The sequence below is a fragment of the Specibacter sp. NPDC078709 genome (genome assembly GCF_040686795.1).
Taxonomy (GTDB): Bacteria; Actinomycetota; Actinomycetes; order Actinomycetales; family Micrococcaceae; genus Specibacter.
Window position 1 is genome coordinate 15,626 of sequence record NZ_JBFBLU010000008.1, and the last position, 17,126, is coordinate 32,751.

The 17,126-nt window shown below is 60.6% G+C and carries 15 protein-coding genes and 1 riboswitch; of the genes, 9 read left to right on the top strand and 6 right to left on the bottom strand.

Annotation, left to right across the window (positions count from 1 at the left end; translation table 11 throughout):
- Positions 1 to 141 precede the first annotated feature (141 nt).
- The 4 genes from AB0P14_RS14400 to AB0P14_RS14415 all read left to right on the top strand — a co-directional run bounded on the left by AB0P14_RS14400 (position 142) and on the right by AB0P14_RS14415 (position 3,021).
- Positions 142 to 756 carry a DUF308 domain-containing protein gene (locus tag AB0P14_RS14400; protein WP_363843569.1) on the top strand — a complete coding sequence of 205 codons (615 nt, stop codon included), beginning with the start codon at positions 142 to 144 and terminating at the stop codon, positions 754 to 756.
- Positions 757 to 911: 155 nt separating this feature from the next.
- Positions 912 to 1,442 carry a class IV adenylate cyclase gene (locus tag AB0P14_RS14405; protein ID WP_363843572.1) on the top strand — a complete coding sequence of 177 codons (531 nt, stop codon included), beginning with the start codon at positions 912 to 914 and terminating at the stop codon, positions 1,440 to 1,442.
- 68 nt (positions 1,443 to 1,510) lie between these two features.
- The gene (locus AB0P14_RS14410) at positions 1,511 to 2,032 is read left to right on the top strand and encodes a GNAT family protein (protein WP_363843574.1); all 522 of its coding nucleotides are present in this window, start codon (positions 1,511 to 1,513) and stop codon (positions 2,030 to 2,032) included.
- Between the two features lie 77 nt (positions 2,033 to 2,109).
- On the top strand, positions 2,110 to 3,021 hold the full coding sequence (locus AB0P14_RS14415) for an aminodeoxychorismate lyase (protein WP_363843577.1): 912 nt from the start codon (positions 2,110 to 2,112) through the stop codon (positions 3,019 to 3,021).
- An 8-nt stretch (positions 3,022 to 3,029) separates the two neighbouring features.
- On the opposite strand, the gene AB0P14_RS14420 is transcribed toward AB0P14_RS14415, so the two are convergent.
- Positions 3,030 to 3,674, bottom strand: a complete 645-nt coding sequence (locus AB0P14_RS14420) for a Pr6Pr family membrane protein (RefSeq protein ID WP_363843580.1) — start codon at positions 3,672 to 3,674, stop codon at positions 3,030 to 3,032.
- A 112-nt stretch (positions 3,675 to 3,786) separates the two neighbouring features.
- Positions 3,787 to 3,906, top strand: a riboswitch (SAM riboswitch).
- An 89-nt stretch (positions 3,907 to 3,995) separates the two neighbouring features.
- Here AB0P14_RS14420 and AB0P14_RS14425 point away from each other — a divergent pair.
- The 4 genes from AB0P14_RS14425 to AB0P14_RS14440 all read left to right on the top strand — a co-directional run bounded on the left by AB0P14_RS14425 (position 3,996) and on the right by AB0P14_RS14440 (position 9,187).
- Positions 3,996 to 4,256, top strand: coding sequence for a DUF1737 domain-containing protein (locus AB0P14_RS14425; protein ID WP_363843583.1), 261 nt, complete (start codon positions 3,996 to 3,998; stop codon positions 4,254 to 4,256).
- Positions 4,253 to 4,645, top strand: coding sequence for a rhodanese-like domain-containing protein (locus AB0P14_RS14430; protein WP_363843586.1), 393 nt, complete (start codon positions 4,253 to 4,255; stop codon positions 4,643 to 4,645). Before AB0P14_RS14425 ends, AB0P14_RS14430 begins: the two co-directional genes overlap by 4 nt.
- A gap of 113 nt (positions 4,646 to 4,758) precedes the next feature.
- Positions 4,759 to 5,970 carry an O-succinylhomoserine sulfhydrylase gene (locus AB0P14_RS14435; RefSeq protein ID WP_363843589.1) on the top strand — a complete coding sequence of 404 codons (1,212 nt, stop codon included), beginning with the start codon at positions 4,759 to 4,761 and terminating at the stop codon, positions 5,968 to 5,970.
- A 415-nt stretch (positions 5,971 to 6,385) separates the two neighbouring features.
- Positions 6,386 to 9,187 carry a rhamnogalacturonan lyase gene (locus AB0P14_RS14440; RefSeq protein WP_363843592.1) on the top strand — a complete coding sequence of 934 codons (2,802 nt, stop codon included), beginning with the start codon at positions 6,386 to 6,388 and terminating at the stop codon, positions 9,185 to 9,187.
- Positions 9,188 to 9,293: 106 nt separating this feature from the next.
- Here AB0P14_RS14440 and AB0P14_RS14445 read toward each other — a convergent pair whose 3' ends face one another.
- Positions 9,294 to 10,826 (bottom strand): UDP-N-acetylglucosamine 1-carboxyvinyltransferase, encoded by a 1,533-nt coding sequence (locus tag AB0P14_RS14445; RefSeq protein WP_363843595.1) that lies wholly within the window; start codon positions 10,824 to 10,826, stop codon positions 9,294 to 9,296.
- A gap of 299 nt (positions 10,827 to 11,125) precedes the next feature.
- Here AB0P14_RS14445 and AB0P14_RS14450 point away from each other — a divergent pair, with 299 nt between their 5' ends.
- Positions 11,126 to 12,301 (top strand): LacI family DNA-binding transcriptional regulator, encoded by a 1,176-nt coding sequence (locus tag AB0P14_RS14450; RefSeq protein ID WP_363843598.1) that lies wholly within the window; start codon positions 11,126 to 11,128, stop codon positions 12,299 to 12,301.
- Here the strand turns inward: AB0P14_RS14450 and AB0P14_RS14455 are convergent.
- The 4 genes from AB0P14_RS14455 to AB0P14_RS14470 form a co-directional block, all read right to left on the bottom strand.
- A complete protein-coding gene (locus tag AB0P14_RS14455) occupies positions 12,298 to 13,587 on the bottom strand; it encodes a glycoside hydrolase family 32 protein (protein WP_363843600.1) in 1,290 nt (429 codons plus the stop codon). The genes AB0P14_RS14450 and AB0P14_RS14455 overlap by 4 nt on opposite strands.
- Positions 13,588 to 13,658: 71 nt before the next feature.
- Positions 13,659 to 14,546, bottom strand: coding sequence for a carbohydrate ABC transporter permease (locus AB0P14_RS14460; protein WP_363843603.1), 888 nt, complete (start codon positions 14,544 to 14,546; stop codon positions 13,659 to 13,661).
- A gap of 10 nt (positions 14,547 to 14,556) precedes the next feature.
- Positions 14,557 to 15,525, bottom strand: a complete 969-nt coding sequence (locus tag AB0P14_RS14465; protein WP_363843606.1) for a sugar ABC transporter permease — start codon at positions 15,523 to 15,525, stop codon at positions 14,557 to 14,559.
- Positions 15,525 to 16,919 (bottom strand): extracellular solute-binding protein, encoded by a 1,395-nt coding sequence (locus AB0P14_RS14470; RefSeq protein ID WP_363843609.1) that lies wholly within the window; start codon positions 16,917 to 16,919, stop codon positions 15,525 to 15,527. The genes AB0P14_RS14465 and AB0P14_RS14470 overlap by 1 nt, the downstream gene beginning before the upstream one ends.
- Between the last annotated feature and the right edge of the window lie 207 nt (positions 16,920 to 17,126).

Genomic DNA, 17,126 nt, shown 5'->3' on the forward strand with positions numbered 1-17,126 from the left:
CGGCAACTACAAATGACAACAGCCTATAGGCAAATGCTCCTGTCGCAGCGCTCTGTAAAACGTCCCGACACATCGAGTACGGGACACTGCTATCCGGATAAGCTGGCTTGTAATTTCACTAAGAAACCAAGGACTAATGCCGTGAGTATTCCTAGCAGCCCCCAAGTCACTTTTGACTCCTTCGCACTTGACCCCCACAAGCTCACGGCCGCGGCCATCAAGGGCCTTCGAATCGCGTTTGGCGTCAGCGGCGCCGCGGCCTTGATTCTGGGCGTCATCCTCCTTGTCTGGCCCACAAAAACCTTGGCCGTCGTGGCGGTGATCTTGGGCATCAACTTCCTCATCACCGGTGCAATCAAGATCGCCATCGGCATCTTCAGCCACAGCCTTTCGGCAGGAACACGCATTCTGGATGTGCTGCTGGGTCTGTTCATCCTGGTCGCCGGCATCATCGCCATACGCAATTCGGCGGCCACGGGCGAGGCGCTAATGATCTTTACGGTCATCATGATCGGCATCGGCTGGATTATCGAAGGCATCATCGCCATGGCCGAGGCCGGCAAAAGCTCCAGCCGCCTGTGGGCCATCGTCTTCGGCGCACTGAGCGTCATCGCTGGCGTCGTGGTGCTGGCAGTTCCCGGTTGGACCGCTGCATGGTTGCTGCTCATCACCGCGATCATGCTGATTGTGCTGGGCGTGGTGGGCTTGATCCGCGCCTTCACCTTCGGCAAGTCTGTGCTGGCTAGGCTCAGTTAGTTTTCCAAGTACGACGGCGGCACTCGGCACACGCCGGGTGCCGCCGTTTCGCTGTGGCGCGGTACCGCTATCCGAGAAGGATCGAGAATCGACCAGTTCACTGATGGAGCACCCCAGATCCCTTCTTCACAACAGCTCCGTGGTTGAGTGGAATCATGCCGACAAACATCGAAATCAAAGCCCGTGTGGACAGTCTCGAAAGGTTGGTCCCCGTTGTCGCTGCCATGGCTGGCGGGGAACCCGAACAGCTTGTACAGGACGATACTTTTTTCAGTTGTCCGAACGGGAGGCTAAAACTTCGGGTTCTGTCTGATGGGCGTGGCGTGCTGATCTACTACCGCAGGGAAGACGAACTCGGGCCGAAGCCGTCCTTCTACGTTCATTCTGAAACGTCAGATCCAGACGGGCTGAGATCGGTTCTGGCTGTTGCCTATGGTGAGGTTGGACGTGTGCGGAAGCACCGCATGGTGTTCGGCGTTGGCCAAACAAGGGTGCATCTGGACCGTGTTGATGGCCTCGGTGAATTCCTAGAACTTGAAGTCACGCTCCAAGACGCATTGACATCTGACGCCGCCGTTGCCGAAGCTCACCGACTTATTGCTGCATTCGGAATCGATGAAAGTGCGCTCGTCAAGGGCGCCTATCTGGATCTTCTCAACGCCGAAAATGTCATATACCCCCACTAGAGGTGCTTTCCTGGGGCGAGATCCAACTCGGTGGATCGGGTGAGTGAATGTCCATAAACTTTGTTCCAATGACGCCCGCAGACGCTGAAGACGTCGTCAGTTTTCTGGCGCGCAACCGTTTCCCCTTCCATGTTCAGGCAGCGCCGCATGCACCGGACGTACGGGCGGGGATTGCGAAGGGCCGCTTCTGGAATGAGGACACCCAGGGCTATTGGGTCACTCAGGACGAAAACCAGATCGGCATGGCGGCGCTTGAGGATTTGCAAGAAGACGACACCCCGCTTTTCGATCTGCGCCTAGAGGAATCCCATCGCGGCCAAGGCTTGGGGGTTCCCGTGCTCCGGGCACTCTGTGATTTGGTTTTTCACGCCATGCCGAACACTCGACGCTTCGAGGGCCAAACCAGAGAAGACAACATCGCCATGCGCAAGACTTTCCTCCGCGCAGGATTCGTCAAGGAAGCCCACTACCGTTTGGCCTGGCCCACCAGCGACGGCGGACATCTTGCCTCGATCGCTTACTCAATCCTGCGTCAGGACTGGGAGAACGGCACCGTGAGCCGCTTCGAATGGGAGGACCTCAAGTTCTAGAGTTCCGGCCGCACTAAGGCGAGGGGCCCCGGCCGAGGAACGATGGTTGGGGAGCGGGTGGGGATATGCTCGACACCATGACTGTTTTGGTGTTCCTAGACCCCGCCCATCCGCACGGCAGGCTGGCAGATCCCGCCCAGCCGAGCATTCTGGCCACGGACCAGGGCGTCACCCGCGGCGATGGCATCTTCGAATCGATGCTGGCCGTGGACGGCGCAACTCGCAAAATTCAAGCTCATCTTGACCGGCTCGCCACATCCGCCCGCACCATGGACTTGGAGATTCCGGCTGCGGAGCTGTGGCAAGCCGCCATCACGACGGCGCTCACGGCTTACTCCGTCAGCGATGCCGCCGCTACCGGCGAGCCAGGTCAATGTGTGGTGAAGCTGGTCGTCACCCGCGGGCCCGAGGGCGCCAACTCCCCCACAGCCTGGGTTACGGTCAGCCCAGTCTCGCTCGCACTGGCCGCACAACGCGCCAAGGGCTTGGACGTCCTACTACTGGAGCGCGGCTACGACAGCGACATTTCTGCCCGCGCACCGTGGCTACTGATGGGCGCCAAAACCCTTTCCTACGCCGTCAATATGGCGGCCTTGCGCCACGCCCATAGCCAAGGCGCCGATGACGTGATCTTTACCAGCGGCGACCAGCTCGTACTGGAAGGGCCGACGTCGTCGGTACTTTTGGCACACATCTCCGACGACTCCGGCGTGCCAGTCAAGCGACTCATCACGCCCCATCTGGACACCGGAATCCTGCCCGGCACCACGCAAGGCGCCCTCTTTGCAGCCGCAAAAGCCGCAGGCTGGGAGCTGGGTTACGGGCCTGTTACTCCGGCTGATCTGCTGGATGCCGATGCCGTGTGGTTGATTTCCAGCCTGCGTCTGTTGGCTCCCGTTAACACCATTGACGGCCAAGAGATTGGCACGCCGGAGATCCGTTCGGAGTTGACAGCGGAACTTTCAGGGCTTCTCGCACAGACCCTCTAACTGCCGAGTTAAACCGCAGAAGCTGCCACTGCCCGCCGGGCCGAGCGCCCGCTCAGCCAATTACCCAACCACATGATCAGAAATGTCATGGCCACGAAGGCCACGGCGATGATGAGGCAAGTCAGCAGGACGGGACCATATCCGCCGTCGGACGGGTTGAGGAAGGGGTAGGCGTACCAGGTGATGGCCGCGCCGCGAATGATCGAATACGCCAAATACGCCAGCGGGAACGCGATGGCGACGAGCACGCGTTTGTAGGCGATGGGGTGGCGCGGCGGGGTGATGAGCCAGTCGGCCACGATCGCCACAGGCATCACATAGTGCAGCCACGTGTTGATCCAGGGCAGGAGCGAACCCAAATCCACATCGCGCAGCAGGGCGCTGAAGACGATTCCCACCAACGCCATGCACACCACGGAAATGCAGCGCAACAGCGCCCACGCGGGTCCCAGATCCTTGCCGCGCCAGCTCAGCACCGACTCCACCACCAGCACCACGGCGGCAAAAATATTGGAGAGGTTGGTGAAATAGCTGAAGAAGTTCAGCACGCTGAAGCCGTGGCCAATGTGAATGCCCAGCTGGATTCCCACGGCGACCAAGGTCACCGCGCCAAAGAGGAAACGGACGGCGATGAAGGCGCGGCTGAGGCTCATGGATTCATACTGTCAGCTCATGGGCTGCGCGTCTGTAGTGCTGCCGTCATTTTGCGCCATACATGCACTTCTTAGGGTCCCAAGGGGCGGTGGATGTGTTAGTTTCAAAGGGAGTAATGAGTGCCAGTGTCAAGCCCTGACTTGCTGGCCGGCAACCCTCTTTCCGGCGGGGTGCCTCAGGTGACTACTCGGCAAACCCAGCTTCCACGGCTGAAGTTTGCAAGCGCGAACCCCGGTGCGGTAACTCAATGTCCAAATTTTTTGAGCACCGTCCTCAGCTCTCGCTTGCAGCCTTGCGGCCACTTGCAATGAGGAGAGAACATGTCCGCGGACGAATCACCCCTGGCCTACCGGCTCATCACCGGTCCCGACGATCGCTCCTTCTGCGAGCGCATCTCAGCAGCCCTCGACGAAGGCTATGTGCTTCACGGAGGGCCGGCCGTCACCTTTAATGGCACGAACGTGATCTGCGCCCAGGCCGTGATCCTCCCCCAGGCAGTTGCCAGTAGCGACGCCGCCGTGGCTAACGCAGTGCACGATCTGGACGCCGAGCTGGAGTTCGACGGCGAGGGCATCGCGTGAGCTACGCAGGGGATCTGGCCCCGGCAACAGCTTGGGAACACCTAGCTGCCGGAGCCACCCTGGTGGATGTGCGCACCGAAGGTGAATGGACGCATATTGGCGTCCCCGACGTTTCCGCGCTGAACTCCGAACCGGTCTTCATCCAGTGGAATCTGTCTGACGGCACCAACAACCCCCAGTTCCTGGAACAGCTACAGGCCGCAGTGCCCGCCGAGAAGCCGCTGGTTTTGCTGTGCCGTTCGGGCGTCCGATCCATCGCGGCGGCCGAGGCAGCAACTGCGGCCGGCTACACGGCGTACAACGTACTCGAGGGATTCGAGGGTCAACCCGACCGCTTCGGCGACCGTGTCCTGAACGGTTGGAAAAACCGCAATCTACCCTGGCACTAACGCCTTTCCTCGGAACGCGGCATGCGGAACGCCGCGTCCCGCGCGTCTGCACTGTGCCATCGCATGCCAGCATCCAGCCTCCTCACTCACCAGCGAATGCCAAGGACAAGTAATTGAGCAACTTTAACGAGCACGCAGCCACCTGGTCCCCGGACACGGCTGCCGTGCGCGGCGGGCTTGACCGCACCAACTTCCAAGAGACCTCCGAGGCCCTGTTTCTGAACTCCGGCTTTGTGTACGAATCCGCCGAGGCCGCCGAGGCGTCCTTCACCGGAGAAGTGGACCGTTTTGTGTACTCGCGGTACGGCAACCCGTCCGTGGCCACGTTTCAGGAACGGTTGCGGCTACTCGAAGGCAAAGAAGCGTGCTTTGCGACGGCGTCCGGCATGTCCGCCGTATTCACCGCTTTGGGTGCCTTGTTGGGTGCCGGGGACCGGGTGGTGGCGTCGCGCTCACTGTTCGGCTCCTGCTTTGTGATACTGAATGAGCTGCTCCCGCGCTGGGGTGTGGAGACGGTGTTCGTTGACGGACCGGATCTGGATCAGTGGCGCGAGGCGTTGAGTGTGCCCACCACGGCCGTCTTCTTTGAATCCCCATCCAACCCCATGCAGGAAATTGTGGATGTTCAGGCCGTGTGCGATCTAGCCCATGCGGCGGGCGCGCAAGTGGTGGCGGACAACGTCTTCGCCACTCCCCTGTTGCAAAAGTGCGGCGACTTTGGTGCGGACATCATTGTGTACTCGGGCACCAAGCACATTGACGGTCAGGGCCGGGTGCTGGGCGGCGCCATCTTGGGCACCAAGGAATTCATCGATGGACCGGTCAAAAACCTGATGCGCCACACGGGGCCGGCATTGTCTGCCTTCAATGCTTGGGTGCTGACCAAAGGCCTGGAAACCATGAATCTGCGCGTGACACATTCCTGCAACAACGCACTGGCACTGGGCAAATTCCTAGAATCAGCACCGCAGGTAGCACGCGTGCTGTACCCGCATCTCCCCTCACACCCACAGTACGAGCTGGCCAAGAAGCAGATGAAGGCTGGCGGTACCGTGTTGACGTTCGAGCTGGCCGAACCCGCCAACGGCACCCGAAAGGATGCTGCCTTTGCGCTGCTCAATTCCCTATCCATCATCGATATTTCCAATAACCTTGGCGATACCAAATCACTCATCACGCACCCGGCCACTACCACGCACCGCGCTATGGGTCCGGAAGGCCGCGCAGCCATCGGACTCTCTGACGGTTTCTTGCGCCTCTCCGTTGGCCTCGAGGACGTAGAGGATCTGAAGCAGGATCTGGCCGCGGCACTGGCGGCTATCTAGTCGGCTGCACTTCCCCCTTCCCCACAAGCAGCGCGCCTTGCGCACCACGCTCGGGTAACCCGCGTCACATAGCTAATTCGCAAAGAAATTTTGTATCGATTCATTGACCTTCGACACAGTCTCGTGCAAGATGGGCGGTAAGCGTTTTCCTGACTGTTTTTCATCACTCACTTCTACCCCGATTTCAACCCTGCACGACTCTTCACCTCGTGGCCCTCTTCGTGCCACGAGGCGATCGGGCATGCCACCACCCGGTTTCGGCGTGCAACTATCGCCACCAAGAAGCCAGCCGTACGCCAGCTCCTTCACAGTCTTGACGCTCACCGACCGCCTCGCTTCACTCACGGTAGCTGAGGTGGACGCAGCACAGTTTCACAACACTTCCTCCACCGTTTCAACAACAGCAAGGGAATCAATGACGAATCTCAAAAAGAGGCCGCGCAGCATTTATGGCAGTGCTTTTGCCAGCGCCGCGGTCGTAACCTGCCTTATTGCCGGAACAGCTTCAGCCGCTGTGGCCGCACCTGGCGACGCTGTAGCAACCACCCCCGTGAGCGCCGTACAGCTCGAAGCCCTTGACCGGGGTCTCGTTGCGGTTTCCACGGACCACGGCGTATTCCTCAGCTGGCGTCTCTTGGCTTCAGAAACCTCGGGCGCATCGGACACGGGTGTCTTGGGTCCTGACTTTGTTGTGTACCGGGATGGCACCAAGATCGCCACCGTCACCGACAGCACAAACTTCTCGGACCCCAGCGGTACGTCGAAAGCTAGCTACACCGTGGCGCCCGTGGTCAACGGGATTGAGATGGCTGCCAGCACCTCTGTAAACGCGTGGGCCGAGGGCTATTACGACTTGCCGCTGCAGCGCCCGGCCGACGGCGTCACTCCTGCCGGCGAGGCGTACAGCTACTCAGCTAATGACGTTTCCGTAGGCGATGTTGACGGTGACGGCGTGTACGAATACATCGTCAAATGGGACCCGTCCAACTCAAAGGACGTCTCCCAGATTGGCTACACAGGTCCGGTGTTTTTGGATACCTACAGAATTGACGGAACACTTCTGAACCGTATTGATCTTGGCGTCAATATCCGGGCCGGCGCGCACTATACACAGTTCATGGTCTACGACTTCGACGGCGATGGCCGTTCCGAGACCATCCTCAAGACCGCTCCCGGCACAAAGTCCACGAGCTACGACGCCACGGGAAAAGCCACAAGCGAAGCCTTCGTCACCTTGCCGCAAGCCGATATTGACGCCGGCTACTCCACCAGCGACGACTACCGTTTGAGCACCGAAGATTACTACACCCACGTGGTGAAAATGTTCCAGGACTGGACCAAGCACCCGGAAGTTGTTGCCGGTAACTGGCCTGCAACGCTGGAAGAAGCCTTTGGCATCCCCGTAACGCACAGCTACCCCCTGTCGCAGAGCAGCGCCGAAGAGCTCGCCGACTACTTCATGGATGAGTACGCACCCTCCCGCAGCGGCCGTAATGTCCTACGCAACTTTGAGGGCTTTATTGTTGACGGTCCAGAATACTTGACCGTCTTTGACAGTGCCTCGGGCAAGGAATTGCAGACCATCAACTACGAGCCGGGCCGCGGCGATGACGGCCTGCTCTGGGGCGATTACGCCATGTCCCGCATTGAGCCGGGGAACCGCGTTGACCGCTTTCTGGCAGGTGTTGCCTACCTTGACGGAACCCACCCCTCGGCCGTTTTTGCGCGCGGTTACTACACCCGCACCACCATGGCCACCTATGACTGGGACGGCACAAATCTGAAACAGCGCTGGTTGATCGACAGCGGGCACGCCCCCATGAGCAACCCTTTCAACGATTCACCTCACGGCGTTGATGGATCTGATCCGGTGTACGGGACACTCACAACACAGGGCTTCCACTCACTCAGCGCCGCAGATGTTGACGGTGACGGCAAGCAGGAAATTGTTTATGGCTCCGCCACCATCGATGACGACGGCAGCATCCTGTACTCCTCCAAGGATGTACTTCCGGAAGGCAGCGCTGCTCCGGGCGAATCGGCTCGCTTGGGTCATGGCGATGCCATGCATGTGGCGGACATTGATCCCAGCCGCCCGGGTCTGGAGATTTTCACGGTTCATGAGGGCGGTGCCGGCGCACCCTACGGATCCGCTTTGCGTGACGCCAAAACCGGTGAGGTCCTGTTGGGCGCCTACTCCGGCAAGGACACCGGCCGCGGCATGATTGGTGATGTTCGCAGCGACGTTTCCGGGCTTGAAGTATGGTCCAGTATGCCCGGTGGCACTGACGCCAGCGGCCTGCTGAGTTCCGCTGGCGAGATCCTCTCGGCCGAAACTCCCGGCACCAACCAGTCAATTCACTGGGCGGCCGACATGACCACGCAGCTGCTCAACGGCAGCGGAACGGGCACTCCCACCATTGACGATTGGACGGATGGTACGGTCCTGACCGCTACCGGAACGCTGAGCAACAACGGCACCAAGGGCAACGCCTCGCTCATTGCTGATGTGTTTGGTGACTGGCGCGAGGAATTGCTGCTGCGTACCGAGGACTCTTCGGCGCTGCGCATTTACACGAGCACCGAAGTCACCACGCATAAGCTACCCACGCCCATGCAGGATGTGCAGTACCGGGCCGAAGCTGCTCGCCAGAACACCACCTACAATCAGCCTAGTTACACCTCTTACTACTTGGCCAGCGACATGGATTTCAAAAATGTCCCGCTCCTGACAACGGAAATCACCCCGGCTGCCCCTCAGTTCCAGGATTTGCCGGGAACGGCTCAAGACAGTGTGCGAGTTACGCCAACGGCGGGTATTGATTGGTATGTGAACGGGAAATTGCTGACCGCTACCCACGGCACGGCCGCTGTTCGAGGCGATGCCACCGTGGTCGCCGTGCCGCAGCCCTGGTACCGCTTCGCCACGGACGCCCAGGTTCAGTGGACGGCAACGTTGACCGACGTTGCCGCACCGTCTCCCTCGGCAACAGTTACCGCTGAGCCGAGCAATCCGGCATCGAATGTTCCGGCCCCGAGCACGTCCGCTACCGAGACGGGCACCGGCACCGACTCAGCCACCGACACAAACGCCGACCTGGCCAACACAGGCTTTGGCAGTATGGTGCCCCTGGCAATTGCTTTGGGCTTGGGCGCCGTGGGCGTCTTGCTGGTACTGCTCAATGGGCGCAAGAGGCGCGCCAAGGTGCGCCACTGAGCGTCCTTAGCTACGTCTCATAACCGGCAGTTCCTGTTCTAAGGCCGACGGCGGGAGGTTCCCCTTGACACAAAGGGAACCTCCCGCCGTCGCACTTTTGCAGGCTTTAGTCCTGGAAGTATTCGATCTCGGCACCGATGGTGTTCAGGCGCTCGGCCAGATCCTCGTAGCCGCGCTCGATCACGTAAATATTGCGCAACTCGCTGGTTCCCTTGGCGGCAAGCATGGCCAACAGAATGCAGGCTGCCGGGCGCAGTGCGGGCGGGCAGCCAATTTCGGCGGCGCGCCAGGCTACCGGGCCCTTGATGTCGATGCGGTGCGGATCCAGCAGGCGGACGCCGGCGCCGAGGCGGTTCAGTTCCGTCAGGTAGATGGCGCGGCCTTCGTAGACCCAGTCGTGAATCATGGTGGTGCCCTCGGCGCAGGAGGCAATCACGGCGAAGAACGGCAGGTTATCAATGTTCAGGCCGGGGAACGGCATGGCATGAATCTTGTCCTGCGCGGCCTTCAGCTCAGAGGGCAAGGTGGTGATGTCCACGAGGCGAGTCTTGCCGTTGCGGGCCATGTACTCGGGGGACTTCAGGTAGCGGAAGCCCATCTGCTCAAGCACCTTGAGTTCAATTTCCATGAACTCGATGGGCACGCGCGTCACCGTGACCTCGGACTTGGTCACGATGCCGGCGGTGATCAGGCTCATGGCCTCGATCGGGTCCTCGGAGGGCGCGTACTCAATGTCGACGTCGATCCGGGACTTGCCCTTGATGGTCAGCGTGGTGGAGCCAACACCGTCAACGCTGACGCCCAAGCCCTGCAAATAGAAGCAGAGGTCCTGGACCATGTAATTGGGGCTGGCGTTGCGGATCACGGTGGTGCCCTCGCGGTGAGCGGCGGCCATGATGGCGTTTTCGGTGACGGTGTCTCCACGTTCGGTCAGCACAAAGGTGCGATCTTCGGTGTCGGAGAGCGGAGCCTGCACCTGGTAGAAGCCGTCGTGGGCGTTGACGTCCAACCCGAACTCGCGCAGCGCCTGCATGTGCGGCTCCACGGTGCGGGTGCCGAGATCGCAGCCGCCGGCGTAGGGGATACGGTAGGTGTTCTCTTCGTCCAGCAGCGGGCCCAGCAGCATGATGACGCTACGGGTGCGCTTGGCTGCGGCAATGTCCATGGCAGCAAGGTCCAGCACGGCGGGGCGGCGGATCAGCAGATCGTTGTCGTGGAGCCAGGTGCACTCGACGCCGATGGAGGTCAGCAACTCCACAATGCGGTTGACTTCTTCGATGCGGGCTAGGCGTCGCAAGGTGGTGGTGCCGCGGTTGAGCAAACTGGCACAGAGCAGGGCAACGCCAGCGTTCTTGCTGGTGTTGACCTCGACGCTGCCGGAAAGCTGGTGACCACCGTGGACGCGCAGATGCGTCACGGCGCTCTTAGTGGGTGCTCCAAAGTTGAAGAGGTTCGCTTCGAGCAAGGTCTCCATGCGCTGGATCATCTTCAGGCTCAGATTCTGTTTACCCTGTTCCATGCGGGCCACGGCGCTCTGGCTGGTGCCCAAATGGGATGCCAATTCACCCTGGGTCCAGCCCTTTTCAGTGCGCGCGTCTCGCACGAGTACGCCAACGGTTTCTGCAGCCACTTGAGTCATGACATTATTTATATCACGGGATGCATATTTCACATGTTTTTTGTGAGCTATTGGGCAAAATCTATCCCTTTGGACCAAATTTAACCGTTACATGCGATAAGTTCGGGTTCGGCGCTGGATCGCGCTGGATCGCGCCTTTGGTTGCCACGGCTTTGCCCTGGCCATCGATCACTTGCGCCAGCGTGCCTCACTTCCTCTACGGTACCCCGCCCCGGCGTCGCGCCCCTGAACCGTGGCACGAACCACGCCGCAAGATTCCCGCGATAGGCTTGACCTCACACGATTTAGGAGGCCACCCCATGGCTCGCAAGGCAACCTCGCAGGACGTCGCCAACCGTGCTGGCGTCTCCCGCAGCGCGGTGAGCTTTGTGCTCAACGGCCGCGCCGACGGCAATATTGCCAAGGACAAGCAGCTCCGCATTTTGGCTGCCGCTAAAGAACTGAACTACACACCCAACGCGGTGGCCCGATCGTTGCAACGTCAGAGCACGCACACCATTGGCGTGGTCACCGACGCCATTGCCGGTGGTCCGTTTGCGGGAAAGCTGCTGCAGGGCGCCAGCAACGCCGCGTTCAATGCCGGCTACTTGCTCCTGGTGATCGAAACCCAAAGTGATGAACGTCGCGAAGACATCGCCTTCACCACTCTGCTGAACCGTCAGGTGGACGCGCTCATTTTCGCCGCCGAGAGTCTGCGTGAACACCAGCCTCATCCCTCCATGAACAGCGTGCCGGCACTACTCGCTAACAGCTTTGACCCGTCAGGAACCCGGCGTTCCATCATTCCCGACGAGGTTTTCGGCGGCCGCACCGCTGCACAACTCCTCCTCGACGCCGGCCACAGCAACATCGCTTACCTGTCCGGCGGGCACGAACTCGTGGCCACCGGGCTGCGCACCGAGGGCGTCAACGCCGCCGTCAAGGACGCCGGCCTAGCCCCAATCCCCACTCTGGAATCCGGCTGGGAGATCAGTGACGGTTACACCGCCGCCATGCGTCTTTTCACGGACGACGGCGTGTCCCCAGCCAAGCGCGCGGGTTCCACTGGCTCGGGCTCTACGGGTTCAGGCCACACCGATGTGGGCCCCACCGGCGTCGTGTGCGCCAACGACCGGGTGGCCATGGGCGTCATTCTGGCCTGTGGAAAGTTGGGGCTACGCGTGCCTGAAGACGTGAGCATTGTGGGCTATGACGACGACGAACCTCTCGCCAGGACAACAGTACCGGGGATCACCACCGTATCCTTGCCCCACCGCGAAATGGGCGAAATGGCCGTGAAACTACTGCTGGAGGACCTCTCTTCCCCGGGCACGTCTTCCCCGGACACGGCAAAAGCCGCCACATCAGCCGGCGCCACCACCAGAACCCCTGAAGCTCGCTCCAAAGAGAGCTCCGCAGGATCCTTTACACCGATCTTGGTGCAGGGTTCTGTGGTGATGCGCGGTTCCGTGGCGGCTCCGCCGAGCCGGCGTTAGAGCGCCAGCTTATGAACTGTGGCTGCGCCCCGCACCAGGAAGTATGAGGTCGCTGTGGGGTAGGCCCGTACCGTCGTGGCCTGACCGTCCGCAGTAAAGATTTCCAGCAGTGAGCCATCAACCAGGATGCGTCCACCATCTACAGCCGCAACAACCCGTTGGACTGCACCGCGGGATTCTCCATCCACCAGAACCAATTCCACAGCTCCGTCGGCGAGGATTTCAAAGGCTCGGCTGGTGGCCGGCACAGCGAACTGTTCAGAATCTCCCGCCGTACTCTCATGCAGAATCCCGGCACGCAGCGTCGCAACTTCAGCCACCGGTTCCGAGCGCAAGGCTCCGTCGCGGAACGAAAGTACGCGCGCATAGCTGAGCACACCAGCCCAGCCCGAGGCGAGGATATCGGCGTCGTTCCTTGATTTTTCCCAGCTCCAGCCCCACATGAGTGTGCGCGGTTCCTCAGCTGTTCCGGCCACCACTTGGGGTGCATAGAAATCGGGGCCAGCATCGATCAGGCCGCCGCCGGTAGGCAGGAATTTTAGACCCGAACCGCCTTCGCTCAGCTCGCCCGTCAGGTAGGTGACGCGGTCCAAACTATGGTCCTCGCGGTTCCAGAGCGAGAGCATGAGCACCCACTGGCCGTCGACAACAAATAGCTGCGGACATTCCCAGATCTGCGCCGGAGCCCACTCTTGGGCTACTCCCGAGCCGCCAGTCACCAGCGGGCCCAGATACTCCCAGTTGGTCATGGTGTGGCAGCGGTAGAGCAGGATGACGGGGGTGCCATCCTTGTAACCGGCACCCTGGATGGCGTATTGGGTGCCCTCAAAGGTAAACAGGAAGGGGTCGCGGACATCGCCAATATTTGGCTCGTCCGGCATGCCCAAAATGCCCTGCTGCTCCTGCTTCCACTCGGTCAGGGCCCTGTCCGAGGTGGCCGTCATGACCTGTGATTCATGCTCGGTCTCGGCGATGCCGGTGTAGTACGCGGTGGGCACATCGCCGTCCAAGGCAATCACGCCGGACCAGGCACCGACGGCGTCCGCAGCACCCTTACGTGGATACAGCGCGATGGGCTGCTGGGTCCAGCGGACCAAATCCGTGGAGGTGGCGTGCCCCCAGTGGACGTTGCCGTGGGTGGGCGCGTCCGGGTTGAACTGGAAGAACAGGTGATGAACGCCGTCGACCTTGATGCAGCCGTTGGGGTCATTGATCCAGCCCTGATCCGGGCGGCCGTGCAGTGCGGGAAACGCGGGGTCGAGGAAGGCGGGGTCGGTGGTGCTCACAGCTAATGCTCCTTGAAGGGGTTGATGAGGTTTTGGGGGCTCTGGGGGCTTTGGGGGGCTCTGCTGTTTGGTCACTTGTTGATGCCAGCGGTCAGGCCTTCACGCAAATAGCGCTGGCCAAAGAGGAAGACCACCAGTGCCGGGATCATAGAGAGCACTACTCCGGCGAGTACGGTGGAGACCGATCCGGTGCCCATATTTCCTTGCAGCGACACCAGACCCAGTGGCATGGTGAAGTTTTCCTCGCTGATGGTCATGATCAGTGGCCGGAAGAATTCATTCCAGTGGAAGTTGAAGGCGAGGATGCCCACGATGGCGAGTCCGGGCCAGGCCAGCGGCAGGTAAACGGAACGGAACGTGCGCAAGGGGGATGCGCCGTCGATCGCTGCAGCTTCAGCAAGCTCACCGGGCAAACCGATGAAGAACTGGCGCATCAAGAAGGTGCCAAACGCCGTCGGAATGGCCGGCAGAATCAGGGCCATCAGGGTGTCCGAAAGGCCCATGCCGCGGATCAGCATAAAGACCGGAACAATCGTGACCTGCATGGGGACCATCATGGTGGCCAGGACAACGCTGAACAGTATGCCGCGGCCCTTGAAGTCGATGCGGGCAAACACGTAGCCGGCCAATGCTGCGGTGAACATTTGGCCCACGGCGATGATGCCGGTGACGAGGGCCGAGTTCCAAATCAACAGCCACATATTCACTTGCGTGAACACATCGGCGTAAGAGCTAAAGTCGAGGCCGCCAGAGAAGATGGAACCGCCGGCACCGAGCGATTCGGTGGGCGGGCGCATGGAGGTCAGCACGGTCCAGAGAACCGGGCCCAGCGTCAGGAAGGTTGCAGCAATGAGAATGGCGGCCCGGCCGGCGGTGCGCCCGGAAACTTGGAATTTTTTGCGGGGCGCTGGGGTGCGGCCCGGTGCGGAACTGCTTTCTTTCACGGAAAGGGTGGTCATGGCACGGCTCCTAGTTGTAGTGCACGAAGCGTCGTGAGAGGCGGAATTGGATGGCCGTCACCAGCATGATCAGCAGCGTCAGCACAATGCCGATGGCAAAGGAGCGGCCGAAATCGAGCTGCTTGAAGGCTGTCTCGTAGATGACCATGACTGCGGTGCGAGTGGAATCGCCGGGCCCGCCACGGGTGATGACGTACGGCTGGTCAAAGATCTGCAGAGCGGAAATGATCGCCATGACGCTGGCCACCAGGAGGGTGGGGCTCAGCAGCGGCAGCGTGATGTTTTTGAATTGCTTCCAACCCGTAGCCCCGTCAATGGAGGAGGCTTCATACATTTCAGTGGGGATGGAACTCAAGCCACCAATGATGAGCAGGAACGTGAAGCCGAAGTTCTGCCACACATATACCAGGATGATGACGATCATGGCCCCGGCCTGCGAGGTCAGCCATGGCACGGCCGGGATCCCAATCAGGCCGATGACCTTGTTGACCAGACCAAAGTTCTGATTGAACAGGTAGCTCATGATGATGGAGACGCTGGAGGCTGACAGCACCAGCGGGAAGAAGAATGCCGAGCGGAAGAAGGTCCGCAACCAGTTAGGCATCCTCGACTGGATCAGCACGGCCAGTCCAATGGACACCGTCAACTGCAGGCTGACCGCCACCACCACAAAGCCCATGGTGTTCAGAAACGCCGTTCTGACGGTGGGGTCTGCTCCGATAGCAACGAAGTTATCGACGCCCACAAATTCCGGGGCGCTGATGATGTCCCAACGGAAGAATGCCAGCGTCAAGGACGCCACAATGGGCACCAAAGTGAAGATGGCAATGCCGATAATGGTGGGTGCCAGGAAGAGTGCTGCCAAGCCTTTGGCGCCTTTGTCCTTGCCGGAGCCACGCTGCGCCGAGGAACGGCGGCCGGGGCCGCGGGGGCCGGCGGGCGCTGTTTCTGACGGGGAAATTTTCACTGTGGTGGACATCAGACCCTCCTCAGAGCCAGCTCGAGGTCACGCTGCAGCGTGGACAGGGCGGGCCGAACATCGGCTGCGGAGCCAGTGACGGCGCCAAGGACATTTTTGATCAGGGCACTTTCCACCGCGGCCTGCTGCGGCGGGGCGGGGATGGGTCCGGAACTGGGGAACTTATCGAGCGTGTCGTAGAAGACCTGCCAGTGGGCCGGGCCCTTGCCTGAATACAGCGCCTCATTGACCATGGAGCGGCGCGTAGGGGTGGTGTTGGGGTTCGGCATGGCCAACTCCATGGCTTCCTTGGAAGCACAGAACTTGATCCATTCCCACGCCTCATCCTTACGGGTGGAGGTCTTCATGATGGCGTAACCAGCAGCGCCAAATTGGTGCCGTTGCGTGCGCCATTTCGGGAAGAACTGCACGTCAAAGGCATCTTCGGCCATGCCAGCTTCGTGGAGACCCTGCACCCAGTAGCCGCCAGCCGGAGTGGTGCCAATGAGGCCCGAGGCGAACTGGGCTACGAGCTCATTGCCGCCACCCTGCGCCGGACTGGTGCCCAGGCCTTCGGCCACGAGCGTGCGCAGAAACTCAAAGCTCTCAGCCACTCGGGGATCCTCGGCGTTGGGTTCTAGCCATTGGTAACCGCCGGAGCGCATGCCGCGCGTGGGATCGTTGGCATAGAACTTGTCCCAGAACCAGTTGCCGCCCGTGCTCCGAGTTTCCTTCAGGAAGCTCGTGTCATTGACGTACAGCCACGGCACCACTCCACCGAAGAGCCGGTTGGTCCAGTAGTACGGGACAAACTGTTTGCCGCCGGTCTTCTTCATGGCAGTGAGGGAATTGTAGAAATCGTGGTGCGTCCAGTTGTCACCAGGCCGGGCTAGTCCGGCCTTTTCAAAGGCGCCGGTGTTCATATACATGTTGGCACTGTTGAAATCGAGCGGGAGCTGGAACAAGCTGCCCTGGTACATGAACGCCTCAACCAGCGAAGGGTGCACATCGTCGAAGTAGTCCTGCACCTCCGATTGGTCCCGCTTTACGAACGTATCCAGCGGTTCAGCCAGTCGTTCGGCAAAGAGCTGTGCCCCCTCTGTAGCCACCAGCACCACATCGGGTGAGGTTCCGGCGGCGACCATGGTGAGGATCTTGGCGAAAAAATCGCCCCAGTCCGCACCTTGAATGGCCTGAATCCGCACCTTGATGTTGGGATGGGCTGCGGAGAATGCCTTCACCAAGTTGGCACGGCTCGCCGCATCTTGAGCATTGCCAAGGATGGCAACGTTGAGCGAATCAGATCCCCGTCCGGGGATATCCGCTCCGGTCAGCCGGGGCCAGCTTGCCCCGACAGCACCCACGGACCCGATGCCCAACAAACTCAGCATCGCCCGTCTTGATACATCACTCATGTTGCCTCCTCGCAACTACCTAACGCGTGTTAGGAATCATGACAGAAGAACCTAACGCGTGTCAAGTATGAGGCGTGTCACATTTCTCAAGGTCTGCGCACGAGGACATATCTATGGCTCGGGGGGCGTTATTACCATTCGCCCCCGGCCTGCCAGCAGCGAATGGTAATAACGCCCCCCGAGCCAGGAAAACCCGATCCAGCAGGA